The organism is Achromobacter sp. B7 (assembly GCF_003600685.1).
Lineage (GTDB): Bacteria > Pseudomonadota > Gammaproteobacteria > Burkholderiales > Burkholderiaceae_B > Achromobacter > Achromobacter spanius_B.
On sequence record NZ_CP032084.1, the window covers coordinates 5,040,549 to 5,065,911 of the forward strand.

The 25,363-nt window shown below is 66.4% G+C and carries 18 protein-coding genes; 9 read left to right on the top strand and 9 right to left on the bottom strand.

The genetic code is table 11. From position 1 onward, the window contains the following. The first annotated feature begins 142 nt into the window (after window positions 1–142). Window positions 143–2,296, top strand: coding sequence for a PIG-L family deacetylase (locus DVB37_RS22885; protein WP_120156853.1), 2,154 nt, complete (start codon window positions 143–145; stop codon window positions 2,294–2,296). Here the strand turns inward: DVB37_RS22885 and DVB37_RS22890 are convergent. Both DVB37_RS22890 and DVB37_RS28465 read right to left on the bottom strand, forming a co-directional pair. Next, window positions 2,286–3,353 carry an FUSC family protein gene (locus tag DVB37_RS22890; RefSeq protein ID WP_120156854.1) on the bottom strand — a complete coding sequence of 356 codons (1,068 nt, stop codon included), beginning with the start codon at window positions 3,351–3,353 and terminating at the stop codon, window positions 2,286–2,288. The genes DVB37_RS22885 and DVB37_RS22890 overlap by 11 nt on opposite strands. A gap of 175 nt (window positions 3,354–3,528) precedes the next feature. Beyond that, window positions 3,529–4,065, bottom strand: a complete 537-nt coding sequence (locus tag DVB37_RS28465) for an anti-virulence regulator CigR family protein (RefSeq protein WP_162941272.1) — start codon at window positions 4,063–4,065, stop codon at window positions 3,529–3,531. 336 nt (window positions 4,066–4,401) lie between these two features. Between DVB37_RS28465 and DVB37_RS22905 the strand changes: the two genes are divergently transcribed. After that, the gene (locus tag DVB37_RS22905) at window positions 4,402–6,063 is read left to right on the top strand and encodes an arylsulfatase (protein ID WP_104142177.1); all 1,662 of its coding nucleotides are present in this window, start codon (window positions 4,402–4,404) and stop codon (window positions 6,061–6,063) included. A 10-nt stretch (window positions 6,064–6,073) separates the two neighbouring features. Here DVB37_RS22905 and DVB37_RS22910 read toward each other — a convergent pair whose 3' ends face one another. After that, complete coding sequence (locus DVB37_RS22910) at window positions 6,074–6,979, bottom strand: AraC family transcriptional regulator (RefSeq protein WP_120156857.1); 906 nt, start codon at window positions 6,977–6,979, stop codon at window positions 6,074–6,076. A gap of 240 nt (window positions 6,980–7,219) precedes the next feature. Here DVB37_RS22910 and DVB37_RS22915 point away from each other — a divergent pair, with 240 nt between their 5' ends. After that, window positions 7,220–7,954 (top strand): SDR family oxidoreductase, encoded by a 735-nt coding sequence (locus DVB37_RS22915; RefSeq protein WP_120156858.1) that lies wholly within the window; start codon window positions 7,220–7,222, stop codon window positions 7,952–7,954. A gap of 23 nt (window positions 7,955–7,977) precedes the next feature. Continuing rightward, window positions 7,978–8,739 (top strand): SDR family NAD(P)-dependent oxidoreductase, encoded by a 762-nt coding sequence (locus DVB37_RS22920; protein ID WP_120156859.1) that lies wholly within the window; start codon window positions 7,978–7,980, stop codon window positions 8,737–8,739. A gap of 19 nt (window positions 8,740–8,758) precedes the next feature. Here DVB37_RS22920 and DVB37_RS22925 read toward each other — a convergent pair whose 3' ends face one another. Then, window positions 8,759–10,582: a tetratricopeptide repeat protein gene (locus DVB37_RS22925; RefSeq protein ID WP_240433972.1), complete on the bottom strand. Its 1,824-nt coding sequence runs from the start codon at window positions 10,580–10,582 to the stop codon at window positions 8,759–8,761. A 331-nt stretch (window positions 10,583–10,913) separates the two neighbouring features. On the opposite strand from DVB37_RS22925, the gene DVB37_RS22930 reads away from it, so the two are divergent. After that, on the top strand, window positions 10,914–16,289 hold the full coding sequence (locus DVB37_RS22930) for an autotransporter domain-containing protein (RefSeq protein ID WP_162941273.1): 5,376 nt from the start codon (window positions 10,914–10,916) through the stop codon (window positions 16,287–16,289). Between the two features lie 13 nt (window positions 16,290–16,302). On the opposite strand, the gene DVB37_RS22935 is transcribed toward DVB37_RS22930, so the two are convergent. Further along, complete coding sequence (locus DVB37_RS22935) at window positions 16,303–16,791, bottom strand: PleD family two-component system response regulator (RefSeq protein ID WP_104142168.1); 489 nt, start codon at window positions 16,789–16,791, stop codon at window positions 16,303–16,305. A 357-nt stretch (window positions 16,792–17,148) separates the two neighbouring features. Here DVB37_RS22935 and DVB37_RS22940 point away from each other — a divergent pair, with 357 nt between their 5' ends. Next, window positions 17,149–18,288, top strand: coding sequence for a diguanylate cyclase (locus DVB37_RS22940; protein WP_120156862.1), 1,140 nt, complete (start codon window positions 17,149–17,151; stop codon window positions 18,286–18,288). A gap of 130 nt (window positions 18,289–18,418) precedes the next feature. Further along, window positions 18,419–18,985, top strand: a complete 567-nt coding sequence (locus tag DVB37_RS22945; RefSeq protein ID WP_120156863.1) for a sugar O-acetyltransferase — start codon at window positions 18,419–18,421, stop codon at window positions 18,983–18,985. A 52-nt stretch (window positions 18,986–19,037) separates the two neighbouring features. Here DVB37_RS22945 and DVB37_RS22950 read toward each other — a convergent pair whose 3' ends face one another. The 4 genes from DVB37_RS22950 to DVB37_RS22965 all read right to left on the bottom strand — a co-directional run bounded on the left by DVB37_RS22950 (window position 19,038) and on the right by DVB37_RS22965 (window position 23,730). After that, window positions 19,038–20,858: a glycoside hydrolase family 15 protein gene (locus DVB37_RS22950; protein ID WP_120156864.1), complete on the bottom strand. Its 1,821-nt coding sequence runs from the start codon at window positions 20,856–20,858 to the stop codon at window positions 19,038–19,040. Between the two features lie 3 nt (window positions 20,859–20,861). Next, on the bottom strand, window positions 20,862–21,680 hold the full coding sequence (locus tag DVB37_RS22955; protein ID WP_120156865.1) for a glucose 1-dehydrogenase: 819 nt from the start codon (window positions 21,678–21,680) through the stop codon (window positions 20,862–20,864). A gap of 141 nt (window positions 21,681–21,821) precedes the next feature. Next, the gene (locus DVB37_RS22960) at window positions 21,822–22,544 is read right to left on the bottom strand and encodes a ferritin-like domain-containing protein (protein WP_120156866.1); all 723 of its coding nucleotides are present in this window, start codon (window positions 22,542–22,544) and stop codon (window positions 21,822–21,824) included. Window positions 22,545–22,554: 10 nt separating this feature from the next. Continuing rightward, complete coding sequence (locus DVB37_RS22965) at window positions 22,555–23,730, bottom strand: hypothetical protein (protein ID WP_205571582.1); 1,176 nt, start codon at window positions 23,728–23,730, stop codon at window positions 22,555–22,557. Window positions 23,731–23,885: 155 nt separating this feature from the next. On the opposite strand from DVB37_RS22965, the gene DVB37_RS22970 reads away from it, so the two are divergent. After that, window positions 23,886–24,407, top strand: coding sequence for a ferritin-like domain-containing protein (locus tag DVB37_RS22970; protein ID WP_120156867.1), 522 nt, complete (start codon window positions 23,886–23,888; stop codon window positions 24,405–24,407). 42 nt (window positions 24,408–24,449) lie between these two features. Then, complete coding sequence (locus DVB37_RS22975; RefSeq protein ID WP_371683147.1) at window positions 24,450–25,331, top strand: ZIP family metal transporter; 882 nt, start codon at window positions 24,450–24,452, stop codon at window positions 25,329–25,331. Window positions 25,332–25,363 lie beyond the last annotated feature (32 nt).

The window sequence follows — 25,363 nt, forward strand, 5'->3', positions numbered from 1 at the left end:
CAGTCTGACACCCTATCCAACACTCTGTACGGCCAGAGGCATGGACGCCTGCACGCGCGCCGGTATACTTTTCCGAGCTGTTTTTGCAGTCTTTCTTCCAACCTAAGCTTCTTGCCGCGCGGCCCCTTGGCCGCGCCCTTCTATGCCCGCCTTGATGGACATGCTGCGCCCGCTACGCCGGGCGCTTTGCTGCACGGCCGCCGCTTTGGCCGCCACCCTCACTTGCCTTCCCGCATTGGCCGCTCCGCCCACGCTGGCAGAGTGTCACGGCATCAAGGACCTGGCGTTCGTCGCGCATCTGGACGACGACCTGCTGTTCATGAACCCGGACATTGCCTCCAACGTTGAAGCGGGCGGCTGCGTGCGCGTGGTCTACCTGACCGCCAGCGACGCGGGCGAAGGCGATACCTACATGCTGGGCCGCGAGCGCGGCGTGCGCGCCGCCTACGCCTACATGGCGCACAAACCGGACGTCTGGAAAGCCGATACCGGCATCGCGGCAAGCCGCCAGATCGCGCGCTTTACCTTGCAGGACAATCCGCGCGTGCAGCTGTGGCACATGCGCCTGAAGGACCCGTGGCTGGGCAAGGGCTGGGGCAGCCTGACCCCGCTTAGCCGCACGGAATCCGAACCGGGCCAAAGCGTCGACACGCTGGGCCCCTATCCCGAAACGTACACGCGCGAACAGCTGATCGACACGTTGGCTGAACTCATCCGCCAATACGGCCCGACCACCGTGCGCCACCTGGACGACACCATCACCGTGCCGTACACGCAGCTGTGCTGGCGCTGCGCCGGCCATGGCCACCCCGACCACATCGCCAGCGCGCGGCTGGCGCGCGAAGCCATGTTGCGCGTGCCCGGCAACTACGCCGAAACCGGCTACATCGACTACCCCAGCCAGGAACGCGCCACCAACCTGACCGAATCCGAAATCGCCAGCAAGTCGGTGATCTTCCAGCACTACGCCTGGAACGACTACCACTACTGCGCCGGCCCCAGCGGCTGCAAGGAACCGGCCGGCCCCGCCGCCGCCTGGGTGCAGCGCGCCTATTACGTATCGCGCCAGGACATCGCGCCACAGCTGTATCCGGACGGGCGCGGCGGCCTGGTGGTCTTTGCGGCGGGCGAAACCAACGCCGCCGTCAACCGCTGGGATTCGGGCCAGCGCCGCTGGCAAAGCCTGGGCGGCCGCACCACCGGCCCGTTGGTATCGTTTACGCATGCCGACGGCACGGCCGGCCTGATGGCGCGCGATCCGCTGGGCGGCGTGTGGGCCAACAAGCAACGCCACGACGGCACGTGGCAAGGCTGGCAAGCGCTGGGCGGCCTGCGCGTGACGCAGATTCCCGCCGTGGCTCCGCGTGGCGAAGCCGCTGCCGTGGCCCTGGGCTATGACGGCCTGCTGCACTGGATTGCACCGTCGGGCATCGACGGCAGCTGGAGCCCCTGGCAAGACCTGCCCGCCCTGGACGGCGCCACTGGCGCGCCAGCCGCCGCGCGCGGGGCCGATGGCCGCTACGTGATCTTCGCCAATACGTCCGAAGGCAAACTTTTCTACACCCGCCAGCTGCCCGCCGACAAAGGCAAGCGCCCCGAATGGCAGGCATGGCGCCACGTGCCCGCGCCCGTGGCGGCCGGTGGCCTGGCCGCAATCCGCAACCACGAAGACCGCGTCGAGCTGTATTTCCGCCAGCGTGGCAACAACCACCTGACCAAGCTGATCGAAGCCGGCGACACCACCGACATGGATATGGATTGGAGCGCGCCCGCCGATCTGGGCGTGCCCTTCATCGGCCGCCCGGCCCTGCACGCCGATGCCAAGGGCAACGTCATCCTGGCGCTGCTGGAACGTTCCGGCGGGCCGCTGTGGCTGGTGGAACACGGCAAGCCCACGCGCCTGGACGCCGACGCCGCCTCGCCGCCCGCGCTCAATGTCATCGACGGCGCCGTGTACATCGTGGCCCGCAGTGCCGGCGGCCCGCAACGCTATCAGGTGCTGTCGCGCCGCGACGGCGTGTGGGCGGACCGGCTGACGCTGGACGGCGTGCCGGGCAATGGCGGTGGCCCCTTTGCCACCATGGCCACCGCGCGTCCGGCCGACCTGCCCAACCTGGGCACGCCCGCCGCGACCAACACGGTGGTGGTGCGCCCGTCGCCCAGCGATCCCGCCGCGCTGACGGTGGAACGCATGCCGACGCAGGCCTCGCGCACCGCCACGCCCACGTCCCCCACGACCACCACGGCGGCCAGCGGCGCGCCCGCCGCGCCGCCCGCCAAGACCGTCACGCAGTAGGCCCGTCGGGGCCTCCCGCGTCATGGCCTCCTGCCTCAGGACGTCCTTCCAGCAGATAGCCGGCCAGGTCCTCCACTTCCCGGGCCACTTCCTGCCAGATCCACCGGATGACGCCGATCGCCTGCTTCTCGGCGGCGTCGCAATCGGGCCACCGCAACGCCTCTTCGATGGCTTCATCCAGCGCCGACAAGGCCGACGCGGGGACGTGGCACGGTTGCGTGTAGGCTCTCTCGCGCAGCGCTTCCGTCAGGCAGCCGATCTGTTCTTTGAGCGCGGCGGCCACGTCGTGCAGCGGCGGCCCCAGGGCGTGGCAAGTCCGTTCGGACAACACGAAGCTTCCCGCCCGCTCCATGATCGGGGCGGTGCGCCACAAGCCTTCAATGCGTTCATTCAATTGATAGACGGACAGGTGTGAACTGAGCTTGTCCAGCGGAAACGCGCCGGCCTGGGTCACCATGTCGCGCGCGCGCCAACGCGCCCGTTCCATGATGGGCCGGTCATGCAGGCGTGGGCGCTGCCGCGCTTCGTTGAACGCCGCCGCCCAATCGACCAGCATGTCGCCATAGGCGTCAATGGACGCGGCCAGGTTCCAGCGCGCGCTGTACCGTGCCGACAAGGGCAACACGGCCAGCGCGGCCAGAATGCCCGAGGCCGAGCCCACCGCAATGGCCAGTGTCTTGTCCAGCGCGCCGCCCAGGATGTCGCCGTCGGGCGTGACGGTCAGGATCGTGACGGTGACCAGGCTGTAGCTCAGCATGGGCCAGCGCATCGACAGATACGCCGCGCAAGCGACCCCCACCACGATGGCCCACACCGGGCTGGCGCCCGCCGCGTCCGCCGCCAGCACCATCGACACCCCCAGCACCACGCCGATCAGGGCGCCCAGCACGCGGGCCGACGCTTCGCCCACCGTGCCCTCCACGCTGGCGCGCACGACGAACAGGGCGGAAAATGCGCCCCATGAAATCTCGGGCATCTGGCGCCATCGCATCCAGACAAACGCAAGCAGCACGGCGGCCACCGTTTGCACTGGCAGGCGGAAGGCGTCCTCCGCCATCCGGGCCCGGCAAAAAGCCGTGGTGTTGCGCAGCCGCAAGGCCAGGGTGGGCCGCAGGGGTTGGGATTGGGACTGGGATTGGGCTTTGGATTGGGGTCGGGATTGAGTTGGCACGGATAAATCGCAAAACGGGTGCATCGGAGCCCGATGCACCAGCAAGCGTCATGCCGCCCGGTCAGTCAAACACATTGACCAGAATGTCCGCGACCACGGCGGTGGCAATCGCCACCAGCACCAGGTCCGATCCCGCCACGCGCCATTCATAGCCGGGATATACGGGCAGCCTGGCCAGCATGGGGCCGGGCACCATCTTCTTGGCGATCCCGGGCGGCAGCGGCTTGCCGCGAGCCAGGTTCTTACGAATGCCCGGCGGCAGCGGCGCATAGCCGGTGACGTGATATTCGGTGGCGTAGCCGCGCGCGGTGGTCACCGAAATGCCGGCCTGCCGCAGCGAGTCATCGCCGCCGTTGCCCTTGCCCTTGCCCTTGCCGTTGCCATTGCCATTGCCATTGCCATTGCCGGAATTCGACTTGCCATTCTTGTCACCGGAATCGCCTTGGCCCTGGCCTTTATTCTTGCCCTGCCCTTGTCCCTGCCCCTGGCCTTGATCCGATTTGTCGGGCTTGCCCTTGCCTTCCGGAGGGGCCGCGAACGCATGCGCCCCCAGGGCGAGGCTACAGGCAATGGTCAACAAGCGAACGGTGGTGCGCATGGAAGGCTCCAGGCTGGTCGGTAACACCGCCGTTTTACTCCCGCCGTCGGAAAAACGGGAATCTATCGTGTATCCGCACTGGTGCGCCTGTAACCGTCCTTGAAGTTTTTGCGCTGCCCCGCCCCTGCCGCCGGCATCCCCCCTGAGGCCCACATTTTCGCTGACACTTTTTCCATTGACGCCATTTGACGGACGGTGGAATGATCGTTTGCTCAATGGCGCAAGCCCGGACGCTGCCGTCGTTGACATGCTTTAGCTTCATGTAGGCCACCCCCGACCGCGAGGTCATTCACGCCCCCACGGTCGATTCAACGATCTATTGATGGAGTGTTGAACATGGCGACACAGCAAAGTTTCTCAACCGGCCTTGCCGCCCTATTGATGGCGACAGCGGCGATCAGCGCGCCCGCCGTGGCGCAAGAAGCCCGCAAACCCAACATCATTCTTATCGTGTCCGACGACACGGGCTACGGCGACCTGGGGCCCTACGGCGGCGGTGTGGGGCGCGGCATGCCCACGCCCAACATCGACCGGCTCTCCAACGAAGGCATGACGTTCTTTTCGTTCTACGCGCAGCCCAGCTGCACCCCCGGGCGCGCGGCCATGCAGACCGGCCGCATCCCCAACCGCAGCGGCATGACCACCGTTGCGTTCCAGGGCCAGGGCGGCGGCTTGCCCAAGGAAGAATGGACGCTGGCGTCCGTGCTGAAGACGGGCGGATACAAAACGTTCTTCAGCGGCAAATGGCACTTGGGCGAAGCGGATTATTCCCTGCCGAACGCGCAAGGCTATGACGAAATGAAGTACGCCGGCCTGTATCACCTGAACGCCTACACATACGCCGATCCCACCTGGTTCCCCGACATGGACCCCGAACTGCGCGCCATGTTCCAGAAGGTCACGCGCGGTGCGCTCTCGGGCAATGCCGGCGAAACGGCGCGCGAGGAATTCAAGATCAACGGGCAGTACGTCGACACCCCCGAGGTCAATGGCAAGGAAGGCGTGGTCGGCATTCCGTTCTTTGACCGCTACGTTGAAAAAGCCTCGGTGGACTACCTGGAGCGCAATGCAAAAAGCGAAACGCCCTTCTTCATGAACATCAACTTCATGAAGGTGCACCAACCCAACATGCCCGACCCGGACTACGTCGGCAAATCCCTATCGAAAAGCAAGTACGCCGATTCCGTCGTCGAACTGGACGCCCGCATCGGACGCATCATGGACAAGGTCCGAGAGCTGGGCCTGGACAAGAACACGCTGGTCTTCTACACCACCGACAACGGCGCCTGGCAAGACGTTTACCCCGACGCGGGCTACACCCCGTTCCGGGGCACCAAGGGCACCGTGCGCGAAGGCGGCAACCGCGTACCCGCCATTGCGTGGATGCCGGGCAAGATTGCACCCGCCACCAAAGACCACAGCATCCTGGGCGGGCTGGATTTGATGGCCACCTTTGCCTCGGTCGCCGGCGTCAAGCTGCCCGTCAACGACCGTGCCGACAAGCCGATCATCTTCGACAGCTATGACATGTCGCCGGTACTGTTCGGCACGGGCAAGTCGGAACGCAAGTCGTGGTTCTATTTCACGGAAAACGAACTGTCGCCCGGCGCGATTCGGGTTGGCAACTACAAGGCCGTGTTCAACCTGCGGGGCGACGACGGCGTCAAGACAGGCGGGCTGGCGGTGGATACCAACCTGGGCTGGAAGGGTCCGGAGTCCTATGTCGCCGGGGTGCCCCAGGTGTTCGACCTGTGGGCCGACCCGCAGGAACGCTACGACATTTTCATGAGCAACGTCACGGAAAGAACGTGGACGCTGCCCACCATGAACGCGGCGGCGGCGGACCTGATGAAGACCTACGTGAAGTACCCGCCCAGAAAGGCGCAAGGCGATGCCTATACCGGCCCCGTCACGCTGTCGCAGTACGAGCGCCTGCAATACATTCGTGAAAGCCTGGCCAAGGACGGCTTCAAGCTGCCCATGCCGTCGGGCAATTGACGGCGGCTGGTCAGTGCGCGCCGGAATAGTCGCTTAGCGACGCGGCAGGAGACAGCGCGAACGACGCGCGCATGTCTCTTGCCTCGTCCACCGGCGTGCGGCCGAAAAACCGTTTGAACTCGCGGGAAAACTGCGACGGGCTTTCGTAGCCGACGCGGGCCGATGCCGAGGCGGCCGTCAGCCCGTCGCGGATCATCATCAGCCGCGCCTGATGCAGGCGTGTCGACTTGATGTATTGAATGGGCGACGTCTGCGTCACGCTACGGAAGTTGGCATGAAAGGCGGGAATGCTCATGCCCGCTTCCTGCGCCAGGCTGCCCACGTCCAGCGGCTGCGCAAAGTCGACGTGGATCTTGCGCAGCGCCCGCGCCACCCGACCAAAGCGGCCTTGGTGCACCAGCGCCGCCTTCATGGCCTCGCCCTGCGTGCCGCTCAATACCCGAAATAGAATCTCGCGCCGCAGCGCCGGGCCCAGCACGCGCGCTTCCACGGGAGTACACAGCGCGCGCAACAGACGCAACGTGGCGTCGGCCAGGTAAGCATCCAGCGGCGTGGAAACAATGCCCAGCGGCGCGGCTTGCGAGGGCGGCGTGTCGTCCATCGCCAGGATCAGTTCGGTCAGCTCGGTCAGGTCCAGCCGCAGCGAAACCGCCAGCATCGGCTCGGCTTCGCTGGCTTCGGTTTCAGTTGAAAAAGGCAAGGGTACGGACAGCACCAGATAGTGCTGCGCGTCGTACACATAGACCTCGTCCCCCAGAAAACCCACCTTGCGCCCCTGGCACACGATCACGATGCCGGGCTCGTACAGCACGGGCGTGCGGCCCAGCGGCCGGTTCGACCGCATGAAGCGCACGCCTTCCAGCGCCGACTGCGTATAGCCCTCGTTGGGCGCCAGCCGCTCAAGCAGGCCGGCCATTTTTTGCGAAGCCAGTTTCCGATCGATATCCACGGTGCCGTCCTTTGCCGGGGGTTCACGTGCACGGATTCTACAACCGCACCCACCTCCGTTCACCCCCTGTTCGATAGGAATAGGCAATACCGGCATCGTTACAGGTATTCGCCGCCCGCCCCCCAAAACCTAAGATTTCATCAACGCGTTTCGTCGGTTCAACGCCCCTTGTTCAACGCCTCTTGTTCACCCCCCGGAGATAAGCCCATGGACTCCCCGCAATCGAAAGTCGTCTTGATCACCGGCGCCAGCAGCGGCATTGGCGAAGCCACCGTGCGCATGCTGGCCGCGCAAGGCCACCGCCTGCTTATCGGCGCACGCCGCACCGACCGCCTGGCCGCGCTGGCCGCCACGCTGGACGCCGGCGGCAACAACGTCAGCTACCAGTCGCTTGATGTGACCTCGGCCGACAGCGTCAACGCCTTCGCCCGCTTCGCGCTGGAGCGCTTCGGCAAGATCGACGTCATCGTCAACAACGCGGGAATCATGCCGCTGTCGCCGCTGCGCGCCGTGAAGGTCGATGAATGGGACCGCATGATCGACGTGAACATCCGCGGCGTGCTTCACGGCATTGCGGCCGTGCTGCCCACGATGGAGGCGCAGGGCTATGGCCAGGTCATCAACATCTCGTCTATCGGCGGGCTGTCGGTGTCGCCCACCGCCGCCGTCTATTGCGCCACGAAGTACGCGGTGCGCGCCATTTCCGACGGGCTGCGCCAGGAATCCGACCGCATCCGCGTAACGGTGATCTGCCCCGGCGTGGTCGAGTCCGAACTGGCGAACACCATCACCGACGACACCGCGCGCCAGGCCATGAACGAGTTCCGTCGCATTGCGATGACGCCCGACGCCATCGCCCGCGCCGTGGCCTACGCCATTGCCCAGCCCGCCGATGTGGACGTCAGCGAGATCGTGTTGCGTCCCACCGCCAGCCCCTACTGAATTTCTTTCCAGGAGTGAATCCCATGAATAGCACCACAACGGAATCCAGAACCTTTTCCGGCAAGGTCGCCATCGTGACCGGCGCCGCCAGCGGCATCGGGCTGGCCACGACCGAACTGCTGCACGCCCAAGGCGCCAGCGTCATCGCCGTGGACCGTGGCCACAACGTGCAGGCGCTGGCGCGCCCGGGCATCGTCCCGCTGATGGCGGACGTGGCGCGGGAAGCCAGCGCGTCGCAGGCCGTGGCGGCCGCCGTCGAACACTTCGGCAAGCTGGACATCCTGGTGAACAACGCGGGCATCATCATCAACAAGCCCGTCGTCGACATGAGCCTGGACGACTGGAACGGCATCCAGGCAGTGAACGCCACCGGCGCGTTCCTGTTCTCGCGCGAGGCCTTGCGCGCCATGATGCCGAACGGGTCGGGCGCCATTGTCAACGTGGGGTCCTACGCCTGCTACCAGGCCTTTCCGACCATTGCGGCCTATGCCGCGTCCAAGGGCGCGTTGGCGCAACTGACCCGCGCGATGTCGCTGGAAGCTATCGACCACGGCATCCGCGTCAACGCGGTGGGTTCCGGTGACGCGGTCACCAACATCACCAACCACATCCACAAGGACGGGCCGGCGTTTCTGGCGGAACACGGCAAAAGCGCGCCCATCAAGCGCGCGGCGCATCCCAGTGAAATCGCCGAGGTCATCGCGTTCCTGGCGTCGGACAAGGCCAGCTACATCGTCGGCGCGGTGGTCATGGCGGATGGCGGCATGAGCGTGGCGTTGAAGTAGGCAGCCCGCCCAAGCCTGTCTATGCCCCGCCCGAGCCGGCCTGAGGCCGCAGCGCGCGCAACGCCGTCGCCACCTCGTCCAGCACCGGCCCCCACGCGCCCGGGCCGGGCTGACGAAACAGCCGCATCGACGGATACCACGGCGTATCGGCGCGTTCCTGCAACCAGCGCCAGTCCGGCACGTACGGCAGCAGGGTCCACACCGGGCAGCCCAATGCGCCGGCCAGGTGCGCGGGCGACGAGTCCACCGAGACCAGCACATCAAGCAGCGTAATCAGGGCGGCGGTGTCGTCGAAGTCATTGATGTCCTGGCTTGGCGACACCATCGCCATGCCGGTGGGCGGCGTGTCGGCCTGCGCCGCTGCCTCGCCTTTTTGCAGGCTGATGAAGCTAACACCCGGTTGCGCCAGCGGCGCCAGATCGGCCAGTGTCAACGAGCGCTGCGCATCGTTCGGATGGCTGGGCCGCCCCGCCCACACCAGCCCGACCCAGGGCCGTGGCAAGCCCGCCAACCGTGCGCGCCATCGATCCACACGCAACGGGTCGGCGCGCAGGTACGCCGTGCTGGCCGGCAAGTCCGCCAGACGCAGCCCCAACGCCAGCGGCAGGCTCATCAACTCGCAATGCAGGTCGAACGCGGGCGGTATCGTGCCCGCGCGGATGATCTGGTCGAAGCCGCCACTGCGTTCGGCCAGGTTGTGGCAGGCATCGTTGATTTCCAGAATGATGCGCGCGCCGCTACGCTGACGCGCCCACGCCACCAGTTGCAAGAACTGGAACGTGTCGCCGTAGCCTTGCTCGTCATGAATCAGCAAGGTCTTGCCCGCAAGGGGTTGCCCATCCCAGCGCGGCTTTTGCACATGGCGGCTGCGCATCGCGGTGTGCGGCATGCGATAGCGGAAGCGGTATTCGCGCCAGCCCGCGTCATAGTCCCCTTGCAACAGCAGCAGCTCGGCCAGATCAAAGCGCGCGCCCGCATCCGTGGGCGTGGCGCGCACGATGCTTTCAAGTATCGCGCGGGCTTCGTCGGTGTGGCCCAACGGCCGAATGGCTTGCGCCAGCTGGCGCAGCAGCACGATGTTGTCCGCATCGTTCGCCAGCGCGTGTCGCAGCAACGATTCGGCCTCGGCGTAGCGGCCGGCAAGCTCGGCTCGCGCCGCTTCAATGCGCGCCAGATGCCGATGCCATTCCGGCGTCAACGGGTCGATCTCGATGGCGCGGCGAATGGCGGCCAGCGCTTCGTCGTGGCGGGCCTGGTCATGCAAGGCCAACGCCAGGTTCCCCAGCGCCTGCGCGTAATCGGGGTCCAGTTCCAGCGCGTGCGCGTAGTGCTTCAGCGCCTGCGCGTTATCGTCCAGGCGCTTGTACGTGTTGCCCAGATTGTTGTGCGCCTGTGGGCTGTCGGGCATCAACGCGGCTACCCGTTGCAGGCATTCCAGGCTGGCGGCAAGCTGCCCCTGCTCTTGCAAGACTATGCCCAGGTTGTTCCACCCTTCGGCGCCGTGCGGCTCCAGCGCCACCGCGCGCCGCGCCGCGTGTTCGGCTTCGTCCAGCAAGCCTTGCTGGCGGCATATTTCAGCCAGGTTGCTGTGGTAGGCGGCCGGCGCCAGCGGGGACCGGCATGCGGCGCGCAGGTGCTCAACCGCCACGTCCGCCCGCCCATACGCATGCGCGATCAGCCCCAGCAGATGGCGCGCGTCAGGCTGGTCCGGCACCGTGCCCAGCACCCGCAAGCAAAGCTGTTCGGCTTGCATGGCCTGGCCCGCCTGCCAATGCGCATAGGCCTGGCTCAGCGCGGCGGAGACGGTCAGGACGGGGACGTCGGCAGGGGTGTTCTGGTCCACGCGTTCAGGCCCACAGGGACAAGGTTGGGAAAGCAACATTATCTACGCCGACAGCCAAACGTTAAGCGTGAATGTCGTAAAGCGCGCCGCAGCGCCGCGCCGGGCTTGGGTGTACGTGTGACACCGCAGAAATGCACACAAAAATCCTTTGTTTTCCCCCGATTGGCGGGCTGGAACATCGAGTATTTATTGACCCGAAATTTCCCTACCCATCCCTGATCATTCCAAAAAACCCACGCATGGCCCGGGGCCGTGCGACGGGATTGCGCGCGTGAACGCGGCGGTCGCGCTTGACGGAATGCACGCCCCAAGAGCCCCGGAGGACCGCATTTTGAATCACATCTACCGATTGGTATGGAACCGCAAATTGCGCGTCTGGCAGGCCGCATCGGAACTGGCCTCGCAATCGCGCGGTGGCAGCTCGTCCGCGACCCGCAGCATCGCGACCAGCGCGCCGCCTTATGCGGCCGCCGCCGCCGTTGCGCTGGCGCTTGGATTGTCCAGCGTCAGCACGGCGGTTCAGGCCGAGTGCATTGAAGACCTCATCATCGTGACTTGCGAAGGCCTGGATCTGTCCAGCGACCCGGGTTATGCAAGCGCCTCGAACGTGCTGGATGTGCGGGTGGAGGAGAACGCCACCGTAGGCGTCGACCCGGCCCTGGGCGGCACGGCCATGCGGCTGAGCGGCGACAAAATCACGGTGAGCAATAAAGGCCGGATCGACGCCAATCTGTTCGGCCCCGCCGCGACAGCATCGTCGGGCCTGGTGATCGGCAACAGCAGCGGCAGGGGCAACGCGATCAGCGTCAGTAACCTGGCGACCGGGATACTGGGCGGCGTGGTCAGCGCGTCTGTTCCGTTTCCCACCGTGCAAGGCATGGCGCTGGCCGTGCAAAACGGAACCGGTGGGGTAAGCCAACTGAGCAACGCCGGCATGATCCGTAGCGTTCCGAGAAGCGGCCAGATCACGGAAACCTCCAACTTGCCGGTAATCGCGGCGTATGGGGGTGGTCAAGTGCGCTTCGTCAACGAAAGCACGGGCGTCATCATCGGGCGCGTCGGGTTCCAGGCCTCCGGCACACCGGGCCAAGGACACCTGTTCGACAACGCGGGAACGATCGTGGGCGGCGTATCGCTGGGTCAGGGTGGCAACAACACCTACACCGCGGTAACGGGATCGCTGGTGCTGCGTGGCCCGAACGCCGCGACCGCCGATTTGGCCGTGGACGACACCCCCGGCCTGAGCTTTGCGCCCCCCGGCAAGATCGACGGCGGCACGGGCGCGGGCGACACGCTGGTGCTGCAAAACGTCTTGCCATCGGCCGGCACCGAGAGCGGCAATGGCGGCGTGGGCACCGCATCCGGCGACACCTACATCAACTTCGACACGCTGCGCATCAATAGCGGCAGCTGGACGTTAAGCGGCGCGTTTCTGCCCAATGGCGGCAACGTGGAACTCAATGGGGGCCTGGCCACCCTTCAAGACGGCGCCGTGTTCGGCTCGGCGTCGATCGTGGCAAATGGCGGCGCACTGGCCGTGGGCACCGCCAACCAGACGATGAGCAACAACGTCGAGCTTGGCAATGCCGGGCTGCGCATCACGGCGGGCCAAGCCCTGACGCTGGCGGGCGACGTCTCGGGCGCGGGCGCGCTGAACGTCCAGGGCACCAGCTCCATCACGCTTGGCGGCACCAGCACCTACACCGGCGGCACCGCCATCGGCGCAGCCGCCAGCCTGCAAGGCGACACGCGCAACCTGCAAGGCAATATCGCCAACGATGGCGCGCTGACGTTCCAGCAAGCCACCGCCGGCACCTATTCCGGTGTGTTGTCCGGCGCGGGCACATTGACCAAGGCAGGCGCGGGCAAGCTGACGCTGACCGGCGCAAACACCTATACCGGCGCCACCACCGTGGCAGCCGGCACCTTGGCGGTGGGCGCGGGCGGCACCCTGGGCAGCAGCGCCATCACCCTGGCCTCCGGAACCACGCTGGACCTGAGCACCGGCGGCAACCAGACGTTGACCACGCTTGCGGGCTCCGGCGCATTCGTGCAGTTGGGATCGGCAACGCTGACGCTGGACAGCCCCAACGACGCCGACTTTGGCGGCGTGATCGCCGGCGCGGGCGCGCTGGTCAAAGCGGGTTCGGGCAGGCAGACCCTTAGCGGCGCCAGCACCTTTACCGGCGGCCTGACCGTCAACGGCGGCACGCTGGCCTTGGGACCCGGGGGCAGCCTGCCTCCGGACTCCGCCGTCACGGTCAACACCGGCGCAACGCTGGATCTGGCATCGGCCGCAAGCCAGCAACTGGCCTCGCTGAACGGCAACGGCGGCAACGTGCTGCTGGGTCTGAGCGCGATGGTGAATTCGGGTTCCTACGCCGGCTCGATCCAGGGCGCCGGCGGGCTCGTCAAGGACGGGCCGGCAAGTCTCAACCTGAATGGCGTCAACACCTACACCGGCGACACGCTGGTCAACGGTGGCACGCTGATGGTCGGCTCCAGCGCGGCCAACAGCAGCGCCGCCGTCACCAGCAACATCACCGTGCGCAACACCGCTACGCTGGGCGGATTCGGGCAGGTCACCGGCAACGTAACGGTGGAATCCGGCGGCCGCCTGGCTCCGGGCGCGCTTGCCGGCGTGTTCACCGTCAACGGCAACCTGTCGATGGCGCAGGGGTCTCAGGCGCAATTCAGCCTGGGTGCGCCGGGCGTCAGCCATAGCGTCAGCGTCAACGGCGACCTGCAATTGAACGGCGCGCAGTTGAGCGTGCTGGATGCCGGCGGATTAGGCCTGGGCTTGTACCGCTTGTTCGACTACACCGGCACATTGACCTTGAGTCATGGCGGCCTGGTCACTTCCACAGGCATGACGCTGCAAGCCCTTGCCGGTGCCAAGCAGATCAACCTGATCAACGCCACCGGCTTGTCGCTGAACCTCTGGAACGCCAACGGCTTGGCCAGCCCCACCCAGATGGGCGGCGGGTCGGGCGTCTGGTCGACCACCAGCGCCGTCTGGACGGACGCCACGGGCAGCCTGACCGCCGCGCGCTATCCGGCCGACGCCTTCGCCATCTTTGGCGGGGCTGCCGGCACGGTGACCGTCGATGACACCGGCGGCGCCATCACCGCCCAAGGCATTCAGTTCGCCAGCGACGGCTATCGGCTGACCGGTTCGTCGTTGGCGGTGACCGGCTCCACGCCCAGCGCGCCGGGCGAGATACGCGTGGGTAATGGCAGCCCGGCGTCGGCGGCGTGGACGGCCACCATCGACAACACCTTGACGGGCGTGGGCATCAACAAGACGGGCTTGGGCACCCTGGTGCTGAACGGCGTCAACACCTACACGCAACGCACGCAATTGACGGCCGGCACGCTGGAGGTTTCCACCGATGCCAACCTGGGCGCGCCCGGGGCCGGCCTGGACTTCCTGGGCGGCACGCTGCGCGTGACCGGCACCGCTTTTCAGAACACCGCGCGCAACATCACGCTGGGCACGGCGGGCGGCGGCTTCGATATCGCCGACGCCGGCAACACGTACACCCTGAGCCAAGCATTGACCGGCAACGGCAGCCTGGCCAAGCTCGGCGCGGGCACGCTGGTGCTGGGCGGCAGCAATACCTATGTCGGCGGCACCTCGGTGCAAGCGGGCACCTTGCAGGTGGGCGACGGCGCGGTAGCGGGCAGCATCGCCGGCAACGTCGCGGTGGCAAGCGGCGCAACGCTTGTGTTCAAGCGCAGCGACCGCGTGGCCTTCAATGGCGACATCACCGGCGCGGGCCAGTTACGCCAAAGCGGCACGGGCACGCTGGTGCTGACCGGACAACACTCGCTGGCAGGCGGCGCTTACATTGACGCCGGCACGCTGCAAGTGGGCGACGGCGGCACCACCGGCTGGGTCACCGGCAACATCGCCAACCAGGGCAGCCTGGTGTTCAACCGGTCGGACGACACGGTCTACAGCGGCACGCTGTCCGGTGCGGGCGCGACCCGCAAACTGGGCGCGGGCACGCTGGCCATGGCGGGCGACAGCAGTGCCTACACCGGCGCCCTGCAACTGTCTGCCGGCGCCTTGCAGGTGGACGGCAAGCTGGGCGGCCGCGTGCAGGCCTTGGCGGGCACCACGCTGTCGGGCACCGGCACCTTGAACAACGTCACGATCGGATCGGGCGCCACGCTGTCGCCCGGCAACGCGGCCACCCCGCTGGGCAGCATGAACGTCGCGGGCGACCTTACCTTCAAGCCGGGCGCGACCTACCGCGTGGCGACGGCCGCCAACGGCCAGAGCAGCAGCGTGCGTGTCGCGGGCACGGCCACGTTGAACGGCTCAGTCGTGCAAGTGGGTGAAAACGGCAACTACGCGCCCTCCACCACCTACACCATTCTTGCCGCCAACAATGGCGTGCAGGGGCGCTTTGACACCGTCTCCAGCAACCTGGCCTTTCTGACGCCGTCCTTGTCCTACGACGCGAATCGCGTGGACCTGGTGGTGAAGCTGAAGGAAGTGCCGTCCGAAGGCGGGGGTGGCGACAACGGCAGCGGCGGGGGCACGCGCCCCATCGAATTCGCCGATGCCGCCGTCACCGGCAATCAGCGTGGCGTGGCGCGTGCGTTGCAAAGCCTGCCGGCCAACAGCGCGCTGTATCAGCACATTCTCAACCTGCCCAACGGCGCGCCGCCCGCGGCTTTCAACGCGCTGTCCGGCGAAGCGCATGCCAGCACGGTGTCGGTGCTGCAAAACGTGACGGGCGCGTTCACGCAGATGCCGATGGCGCGGCTGCACGCCAACCTCAATGCCGGGCAGATTCCCGGCGCGCCCACTGCCCAGTTGGGCCTGGGCGACGCCGCCTCGCTGCCGCAGTCCGCCGCACAACCGCTGTGGGCACAGGTGTTCGGAAAATGGACCACGCTGGACGGTGACGGCAATGCGGCCAAGACCACGCAATCCGATGCCGGCGTGACCATCGGCGGGGACGCGGGGGTAGGCGGCGGCTGGCGCCTGGGCGGCGCGGTCGGCTACACGAACAGCGACAGCCGCACCCGCGACCGTGCGTCCAGTGCCGACACCGACAGCTACAGCATCGCGGTCTATGGCGGCAAGGCGTTCGAGGCCGGGGCCGGCAAGATCAATCTGAGTCTGGGCGCCGCCTATACCTGGCACGAGGTGGACACGCGCCGCAGCACCGCCGCCGCCGGGCTGAACCAGACGCTAAAGGCCAACTACGGCGCCAGCACCGGCCAGGTCTTCACGGAACTGGGCTACGCCGTGCCCGTGCACGACCGTCTGACGCTGGAGCCTTTCGTGGCCGCCAACTACAGCGACCTGCACACGCGCGGCTTTTCGGAATCGGGCGGGGACGCGGCGCTGCGCGGCCAGAGCAGCCGCAACGACGTCACCACCACCACCGTCGGGCTGCACGCGTTGACGACGTTCGATAGCGCGGGCGCACGCGGCTACGCGCGCGGCACGCTGGGCTGGCGCCATGCGTTCGGCGACCTGAACCCGGCCAGCGTACTGGCGTTTGCCCAAGGCGGCGACACGTTCACGGCGACCGGCGCGCCCGTGGCCCGCGACGCGGCCGTGGTGGAAGTGGGCGTGGGAATTGACGTCAGCAAGCGCACCACGGTGGGCGTCAGCTACGGCGGTCAATTCGGGGACGGCAACCGGCAGAACACCGGCACGCTGGATGTGCGCTACCGGTTTTAAAAAACGACCGGCGTTACGCGAAGTACGCGGCCGATCCGTGCGAGGCGCCGGCCGTGTTCTGGCGCAGCGGGGCGCCAAGGTCGTCCGCGTCGCTGCGCAGACGCGCCGGGCGCGCGGGCGCGGCGGCTACCGTGGGCGCTGCCGGCGCGGGGGCCAGGCGGCGTACGGCTGCCAGCACCTCGGTCGGCTCGGCCGGCTTGCGCAGGTAGACGGCATAGCCTTCGCAGGCCTGGTCTACCTCGTATTCCGGCCGGCCGCTCAACACGACCACGGGGGTGTCGCACAGGTAGGCGTTTTCGCGCATGGCGGTTAGCAGCGCGCCGCCGTGCATGCCGGGCATGGAAAAGTCGGTGATGACCACGTCGGGACGCACGGCCAGCATCTGTTGCAGCGCAGTCAGTCCGTCGGTGTGGCCCGTTACGTCGTAGCCTTCGTCGCCAAGGAATTCGCTCAACAGTTCGATCAGCGTCGGCTGATCATCGACAACAAGAATCTTCGTCATGGTGTTCAATGCCGCCTGGCGCGGCGTTCGTATGTTTGGCCGCCCAGGCTGGTTCGCCGGCGCCCATTGTTGGGGCGGCATGGCGATAAGGGGCGGGAAATGTGCCTCGCGTCGTTTCTCGACTTCCGGCGCTTTCAAGCGTACGCAAAAGAGGATGGCGGGCTGTATAAGGCGGAATCCTAGGGCATGCCGCTCGTTCATGTATGAAGGAATTGTATCGGGACGAAACGACGCTCGGTCGGCAAGCCGGCCGCGCGGCTTTTCCCAAACGCGGCGTAAGCCCGGCGCGCGCCCTTGGTAGCATTCCACCCTTGGCCGGCGCTTTGCACGCACGCGCGGGTTCTTCAGGATGCTTATATGGTTGGTGCCCAGGTTCGAATTACCCTGTCGTTGATTGCCCCTACCCTGGTGGTGGTTTTCGCCATTACATTTGTTGGCATTTGGTGCGCCTTCCGGCATCGCACCTATCTTCTGTATCTGGCGGCGGGTTGCGGGCTGTTTGCCGCCGGCGCGATGTCGCAGATCCTGCATCTGCCGCGCGACTCGGGCGCCAACGCGCTGGTGTCCGGCATGCTCTACATCACCGCCGTGTGCGCGGCCACGCAGGGCATCCTGAACCGCGTCGGCCGGGGCCTGCCCTGGCATGCGTACCTGGCCTTCTGCGCCGCCATCCTGACGGCGCTCTGGTACTTCTTTTATATCGACCGCAACCTGCTGGTGCGCGTCTATGTCCTGAACATCGGCATCGGCGCCCTGCTGACCGTGGCCGCATTGCGCATGCGCCGCGCGTCCGCCGGACGCCGCATCGACACCGCCTTGTTCGTGGTGCTGCTGGCGTTTGGCCTGCATTTTTTTCCGCGCACGTTGCTCAGCATCGGCACGCACGCGCCCAACGGCCCACTGGCGTTTGCGGATTCCCCGTTCTGGCAGTGGTTGCAGTTGTCGCTGGCCGTCTTCAGCGTAGGGCTGGCAATCACGCTATTGCTGGCGGTGGCCGCCGACACCATCGACGAAGTGCGGCACGAAGGCGAGAAAGACTGGCTGACGGGTTTGCTCAACCGCCGAGGCTTTGAAACCCGCATGCGTCCCTTTGAACAGCGCGGTCACGAACCGGCCGCATTGGTGGTTGGCGATGTCGATCACTTCAAGCGCATCAACGACCAATACGGCCACAGCGGCGGGGACGCGGTGTTGAAAGACGTGGCACGGGCGCTGACGTTGTCCGTGCGCAAGCGCGACCTGCTGGGGCGCATCGGCGGCGAAGAGTTCGCCATTTATTTGCCGGCCACCGACTTCCAGGAAGCGGTGCATTGCGCGGAGCGGCTGCGGGCCTTTGTCGCCGACACCGTACGCGCGCCGGACGGGACATCGCCTGTGACGATGAGCCTGGGCGTGGCGGCGGCGACCGCGGCCGACAACTGGCAGTCGCTATTCCAGCGCGCGGACGAAAAGCTGTATGCCGCCAAAAGAGCAGGCCGCAACCAGGTCGCCGCTTGACGGTACGGCTTGGTTCGGACGCGTGCCGTGACGCACGCTTTTATGTCGTCGCCCGGGCGCCGCGCCGCCGCTTTGGGCACGATGCTTGCTGACAGCCGCGCGCGTCATTGCCACCGCACAAGGAACCACCATGCCCCGCCTACGTCCCGGCGCTGAAATTCAAAAAATGCTGAACGGCGATCTCTACGATCCCACGGACCCCGACATCCAGGCCGAGCAGGCCGCCACCAAAGCCTGGATGGCGGCGTACAACGCCGCCCTGGCCGCGCCCGCCGCCCAGCGCCACGCGCTACTGTGTGAACGCTTTGGCACCGTAGGACGCGGCGCGGTGGTACGGCCGCCGTTTCATTGCGACTACGGATGCAACATCCACCTGGGCGCCAACGTCTTCATGAATTTCAACTGCGTCATCCTGGATGTGGCCGAGGTCCACATCGGTGACGGCACGCAGATCGGCCCCGCCGTACAGATCATGACGGCGGATCACCCGCGCGAGGCGGACGCGCGCGCGGCCGGACTGGAATTCGGGCGGCCCATCCGCATCGGCGGCAATGTGTGGATCGGCGCCGGCGCTATCCTGCTGCCCGGCATCACGGTGGGCGACAACGCAATCATCGGCGCGGGCAGCGTCGTCACGCGTGACGTGCCCGCATCGGCCACGGTGGCAGGCAACCCGGCGCGGCCCATCGGCCGTTAAGCCTGCCCGATTGATCCTGCGACGCGGCCCATCGGCCGTTAAGCCTGCCCGCTTAGTCCTGGGGCGCGTCGCGGAACGATCGCTGGTGCGCCGGCCCGCCCGCCGCGCTCAGGTTGTAGGCGGTATTGACCAGCCCGATATGGGAAAACCCCTGTGGGAAATTGCCGACCAGCCGCTTGCGCGCCACGTCGTATTCCTCGGCCAGCAAGCCCAGGTCATTGCGCAACGACAGCAGGTGATCGAACAAACGATGCGCGTCATCCAGGCGGCCCTGCATGATGTAGGCGTCGGCCAGCCAGAAACTGCATGCCAGAAACGCGCCTTCATCGCCCGGCAGGCCGTCGTCGCTATGCTCGGTGGAATATCGCAGTACCAAGCCGCCGCGCAGCAGTTCCTGCTCGATGGCCTGCACGGTGCCGGTCACTCGGGGATCGTCCGGCGGCAGGAAACCCACCTGCGGAATCAGCAGCAGGCTCGCATCCAGCGCCGTGCCGCCGTAGTACTGCACAAACGTATTGCGCTGGGCGTCGTAGCCGTTCGTGCAGATGTCTTCGCGGATCTCGGCGGCCAGCGCGCGCCACCGATCCACCGGCCCTTCCAGCCCGAAGCGTTCGCACGATTTCAACGTGCGATCCAGCGCCACCCAGCACATCAGCCGCGAATGCGTGAACGCGCGCGGCGGCCCGCGCATTTCCCAGATGCCGTGATCGGGCTTGCGCCACAATTGCTCCAGCGGTTTGAGCAGCACCTTTTGCATGCGCCATGCTTCGGCCAGCGGCGCCAGTTCCGCCACCCGCGCGGCGTGCAGCGTTTCAATCAGTTCGCCATAAACGTCCAGCTGCATCTGCCCCGCCGCCGCATTGCCCAGCCGCACCGGCGCGCTGTTCTCGTAGCCCGGCAACCACGGAATATCGTGTTCGGGCAACCAGCGTTCGCCCGCAATGCCATACATGATCTGCAACTGGTTCGGATGCCCGGCCGCCGCGCGCAACAGCCATTGCCGCCACGCCTCGGCTTCTTCGCGATAGCCGGCATTGAGCAGCGCATACAACGTCAGCGCGGAATCGCGCAGCCAGCAATGGCGATAGTCCCAATTACGGGTGCCGCCCAATTGCTCGGGCAGCGACGTGGTGGGCGCGGCCACAATGCCGCCCGTAGGTTGGAACGTCAGCAGCTTCAGCGTGATCAGCGATCTGACCACCGCATCGCGCCGCCGCCCCGGCCCGTTTTCCCAGTGACAGCGCTTGGCCCACTCCTGCCACCAGGCAATCGTGCGGTCCATGCTTTCCATGCGATCGGGCACAAAATGCGGCGTCTTGTGCGAGCGGTGGTAAGACAGGGTGAACGGCACCGTCTCGCCCTGGCGCACCCGGAATTCGGCCACGCTTTTCATGTCGCGCCCTTGCAGCGGCACAGCCGTGTGCAGCTCGACGGCATCCGGCCCCGCGATGGCGCTAAGACCGTAATCGCGCCGCCGCACCCACGGCACCGCCTGCCCGTAGTTAAAGCGCAGCGTCAGCTCCATGTGCATGTCCACCTGCCCGGACTCGCACTGAACAATGCGCACCACGTCCACCCGCTCTTCCTCGTCGCTAAGCGGCATGAAGTCGTACACGCGCACCACCCCGTCCGGGGTTTCGTGACGCGTTTCCAGTACGGCGGTGTCGGGCAGGTAGCGGCGCGTGCTGGTGTGGCCCGCGCCCTCTGGCGCCAGCAACCAGCGCCCGTGGCTGTCGTCCCCCAGCAAGGCGGCAAAGCAGGCCGGGGAATCGAAATGCGGCAAACACAACCAATCGATCGAGCCGTCGCGCGCCACCAGCGCGGCCGACAGCATATTGCCGATCAGGCCATAGTCCTCGATGCGTTTGGACATGGCCTAGCCCGCCCCGCGAAAGCCGGGGTATAGCGTCATGCCACCATCGACGAACAAGGTCGAGCCCGTGACGTAATCGGAGTCGTCGCTGGCCAGCCACGCCACGGCGCGCGCCACGTCCTCGGGTTCGCCGATGCGCCCATACGGAATCAGCTTCAGCAACGATTCCAGGGCTTGCGGCGTGTTCCACGCGGGCGCGTTGATGGGGGTGCGGATGGCGCCCGGCGCCACGGAATTGACGCGTATCTTCATCGGCGCCAACTCTTGCGCCAGCGACTGCATCAGCAACGACACACCGCCCTTGGACGCCGCGTAGTTCGCCTGAAAGGCCCACGGAATCACTTCGTGCACCGAACTGATGAAGACGATTTTCCCTGCGGCCTCACCCGGCGCCGGAGCAGGCTGCCGGTTCAGGAACGCGCGCGCCGCCGCGCGGGCGCACAGGAACTGGCCGGTCAGGTTGGTGTCGATCACCTTCTGCCACTGCGCCAGCGTCATGTCCTGGATGGCGGCCGGCTGCTCGATGCCGGCGTTGTTGACCAGGATGTCGACCCGCTGAAAATGTTCGGCCGCGACGCTGAACAAGTGCTCGACATCGTCTTCGCGGCTGATGTCGGCTGCCGCCGCCACCGCCAGGCCGCCCGCGTCGACGATCTGGTGCACGACATCCAGGCCGCGCCGCTCGGAGTCTTCGTTGGGCCGATGGTTGACCACCACCCGCGCCCCCGCCGCCGCCAGTTCCAGCGCAATACCGCGCCCGATCCCTGAATTGGCGCCGGTGACAATTGCCACGCGCCCGGACAGATCTACCGCATGCCGCATGCTGCTCTCCTTGAGGCGGGCAGGTTCGGGCCGATGCCGGATGAACCCGCTTGCGCCGCTGTCGATAGCCAGACGCCAGCTTAGTCCCGGAGCGGCGTGCGCATCAACCGCCCCGAATAACCGCCGCCCGATAGCCGTCCGTCACGTGGCGTCGCGCGCCACGAACTCGCGCAGCCATTGACGGATGATGGTCGTGTGCCGCGCCTCGGCCGCTTCGGCTTCGCGCGATTGGGCCGCCAGGTCGTCGTGGCCCTGCTGCTCGGCTAGCTCTGTCAGCAGTTCCCATGAGGCGTGGTCCGTCAGTTCAGCGGTCAGCAACGCTTCCAGGCCCTGCGAAATGCTGGTGCGCGGGTCGGTCAACACCTGCACCAGGCCCAGCGACGCCATCGCGCTGGCATCGGCGCCGGGCGTTTGCGCGGTGGGGTCCGCGCCCAATTTTTCGATGATGTCGACCAGCATGTGAAAGTGCGCCTCTTCCTCGTCACGAATCTTGATCAGGTCGGTGCGCAGGCCCGTGTTCCGGTCATCGCGGTCGGCCTCGACCTTGACCAGCATGGCTTCGTACAGACGCACGCCCGACCGCTCGTACGCCGCGCGCTGCCCCAGCTTGTCGATCAGCACCTCCGGATTGCGGCCGGTCAGCTTGCCGGCGACCGTGGTCAGCACGCCCTTGCCCGTGGCGGGCACCGGCACCGACCCCAACTGCCCGGCCGACACGATGGCCGCGGTGCGCTGCGCGACGGCCGCCTGCATGCCGCCGGGCGAGGGGCCCTGATCGAGCGCGAACCTCACTTGCATCGGCCCCTGCACGGGCGCCATCTGCATGCCGGTGCGATTCATCCCGGTCTTGGTGGCTTTGTCCATGGTTGGCTCCTTATTGCCGCGGGCGTTCGGCACGCTGGTTCAGTTCGGTGCCCGGCGTCCACACGTAGCCGGCGGACACCATGCTGCTGGGCGACCCCGCCGCATTCAGAATGCCGCGCGCTTGGATCGACGCCTGGCTTTCCTGGTCGCCCGGCACGTAGGCCGTGCCCTTGGCGCGCAAGCCCGTTTCCTTGGCCAGCACGGCGCGCACAAAGTCGCGCTGCGGCGCAAACTTCAACGGCGACGGAATGACCGACCCCAGCACCTCTTCCGGGTCGCGCCGCTCAATGTCCTTGAACAGGTTTTTCACCATCGACAGATGGCCCAGTTCGTAGTCCAGGAAGCGTTCCCAGATCGCCTTGATCCTGGGATTCGTTTCCTGCTCCACACAGCTGTAATAGGTGAAGACTTCCGTGGCTTCGTGGATGAGTAATTTTTCCAACAACGATTCATCCGGATCCTGCAACGACCCATACTGCGTCACGTGCTGCTCTTCCACTGACGCGATCTCGGCGTACAGCTGGCGCGCCAGCGGGTCGGCAAACAAGGGCCCGATGTTCATGTAGTAGTCGTGCGTCTGATATTCCGCCGCCGTGATCAACGTGGCGTGCATCTTGGTCAACAGCGCCGCCTGCTGGCGCTGATACGAATGCCTGACGTCGTCCTCGGGCGCGCGATGCTCGTCGATGGTGGGCCGGCCCGGCACGATATCGGTATAGCCCTGAAGAATGTTGTTGGCGTCCTTGCCTTCCAGCCGGTCCAGCATTGCGCTGTAGCGGTACAGGTGGTCAAAGTCTTCCAGCAGGCCGTAGCGATAGCTTTGCGCCTGATACGGGTCCGGCTCGGCCTGCGCCACCGCCGCCGTCACTTCAATGGCCACCTGCTCGTACGCGATGGTGGTCTCAAGCGCCGAATGGTCGGCCGACAGCAGCCAGTTGATCATCGTGGCCTGATGCTGCTCAACCCGCCGCAACTGCGCCAACGGCACGCGCAGCGGCTCGTTGAAGCGGCTGGCAATATGCTTGAGCCGCAACGCATCCAGCTCCAGCCCGTTCAGCAAGATGATCCGCACGCGCGTGAACGCATCATCGTCCAACTTGCTGATCGGCTTGCCGGCCATTTCCGCCCAGGTAAATCGCTGCTTGTCCAGCGGCACCCCGGCGTTGTCCCATAAGTTGTTGATCATGCCCATATCGGCCTCCACGAAAACCACAAGGGGCAGCAAACTGCGTGCCCGCACGGCCATTTTTTTTCAGGCTGCGGCGCGGTCGGCGGGAACGGTGATTGCTGTAGATGCAGCCCCAGGCAACGCTCTGCCTGACACCTTTTTCGGAGAACGACATGGAAACGACCTCCCGGCCATCCAACGACCACTTGAACGACTGGCTGCGCGACGCGCACGCGATGGAAGAACAGGCAGAGACCATGCTGTCCAGCATGCTGTCGCGCATCAAGAACTACCCGGAACTCAGCCAGCGCATTTCGCAGCACATCGAAGAAACTCGCGGCCAGCAGGCCGTGGTCAAGCGCTGCCTGGAACGGCGCGGACAGGACAACTCCACGATGAAAGACATGGCCGGCAAGGCGATGGCAACGTTTCAGGGTTTCTCGGGCGCGCTGGCCTCGGATGAAATCGTCAAGGGTTCGATGTTCAGCTTTTCCTTCGAGAATCTGGAAATCGCCGCCTACAAGAACATCATCGAAGCCGCGCGTTACGTGGGCGACACGGAAACCGCCGTCGAATGCGAACGCATCTTGCAGGAAGAGATCGCGATGGCGCAGTGGCTGGAAAAAAATACCGGTGCGGTGGTGCGGCATTTCCTGATGCTGGCCGACGAACCCGACGCCACGGCCAAGCGCTAGCGCCGGACCGCCACGGACATGGACGCCCGCTCTGCCCCGCGCATGACGCGCATGACGCGTATGTCGATGTTCAGGCGCTGCATGTGGACGTTCCTGGCGGTGGCGGGTATTGCCGCCTTCTACCAGGGCTGGTTGCTGTTGCATGCGCACCATCCGCTGGTGGGCGACGCCCTGCTGGGCGGCCTGGCCGCCGCCGCCGCGACCGCGTTGGGCACCTTGCCCATCTTGTTCTGCAAGACGCTTTCCGAGCGGACGCAAGACACCATGCTGGGCTTTGGCGCGGGCATCATGCTGGCCGCCAGCGCCTTTTCGCTGGTGCTGCCCGCGCTGGGCGCGGCGGCTGACCTGGGCCTGGGGCGCTGGGCCGCCGGCCTGACGGTCGGCGCCGCCATTTTGCTGGGCGCGGGCGCGCTGATGCTGGCGGACCAGCGCATCCCGCACGAACATTTCATCAAAGGCAAGGAAGGCAAGGACGCACGCGCCATGCGCCGCGCCTGGCTGTTCGCCTTCGCCATCACCTTGCACAACCTGCCCGAAGGGCTGGCGATTGGCGTGGGCTACGCAGGCAATGACGCCATGCGCGCCAGCGCCCTGGCGATAGGCATCGCCATCCAGGACGTGCCCGAAGGCCTGGTCATCGCCATCGCGCTGCGGGCGGCGGGTTATTCGCGCGCGTTCTCGGCGGCGCTGGGCGCGGCATCCGGCCTGGTCGAACCGGTGGGCGCCGTGCTGGGCGCTGCGCTGGTCGGCGGATCAGCGCAGCTGCTGCCCTGGGGCCTGGGCTTCGCGGCAGGCGCGATGCTGTTCGTCATCAGCCACGAAATCATTCCGGAATCCCACCGCAAGGGCCACGAAGCCTGGGCCACGGGCGGGCTGATGCTGGGCTTTGTGCTGATGACGTTGCTGGATACGGCGCTGGGCTAGTGGCGCGGCACCTTGCCGGCGCATCGACGTGG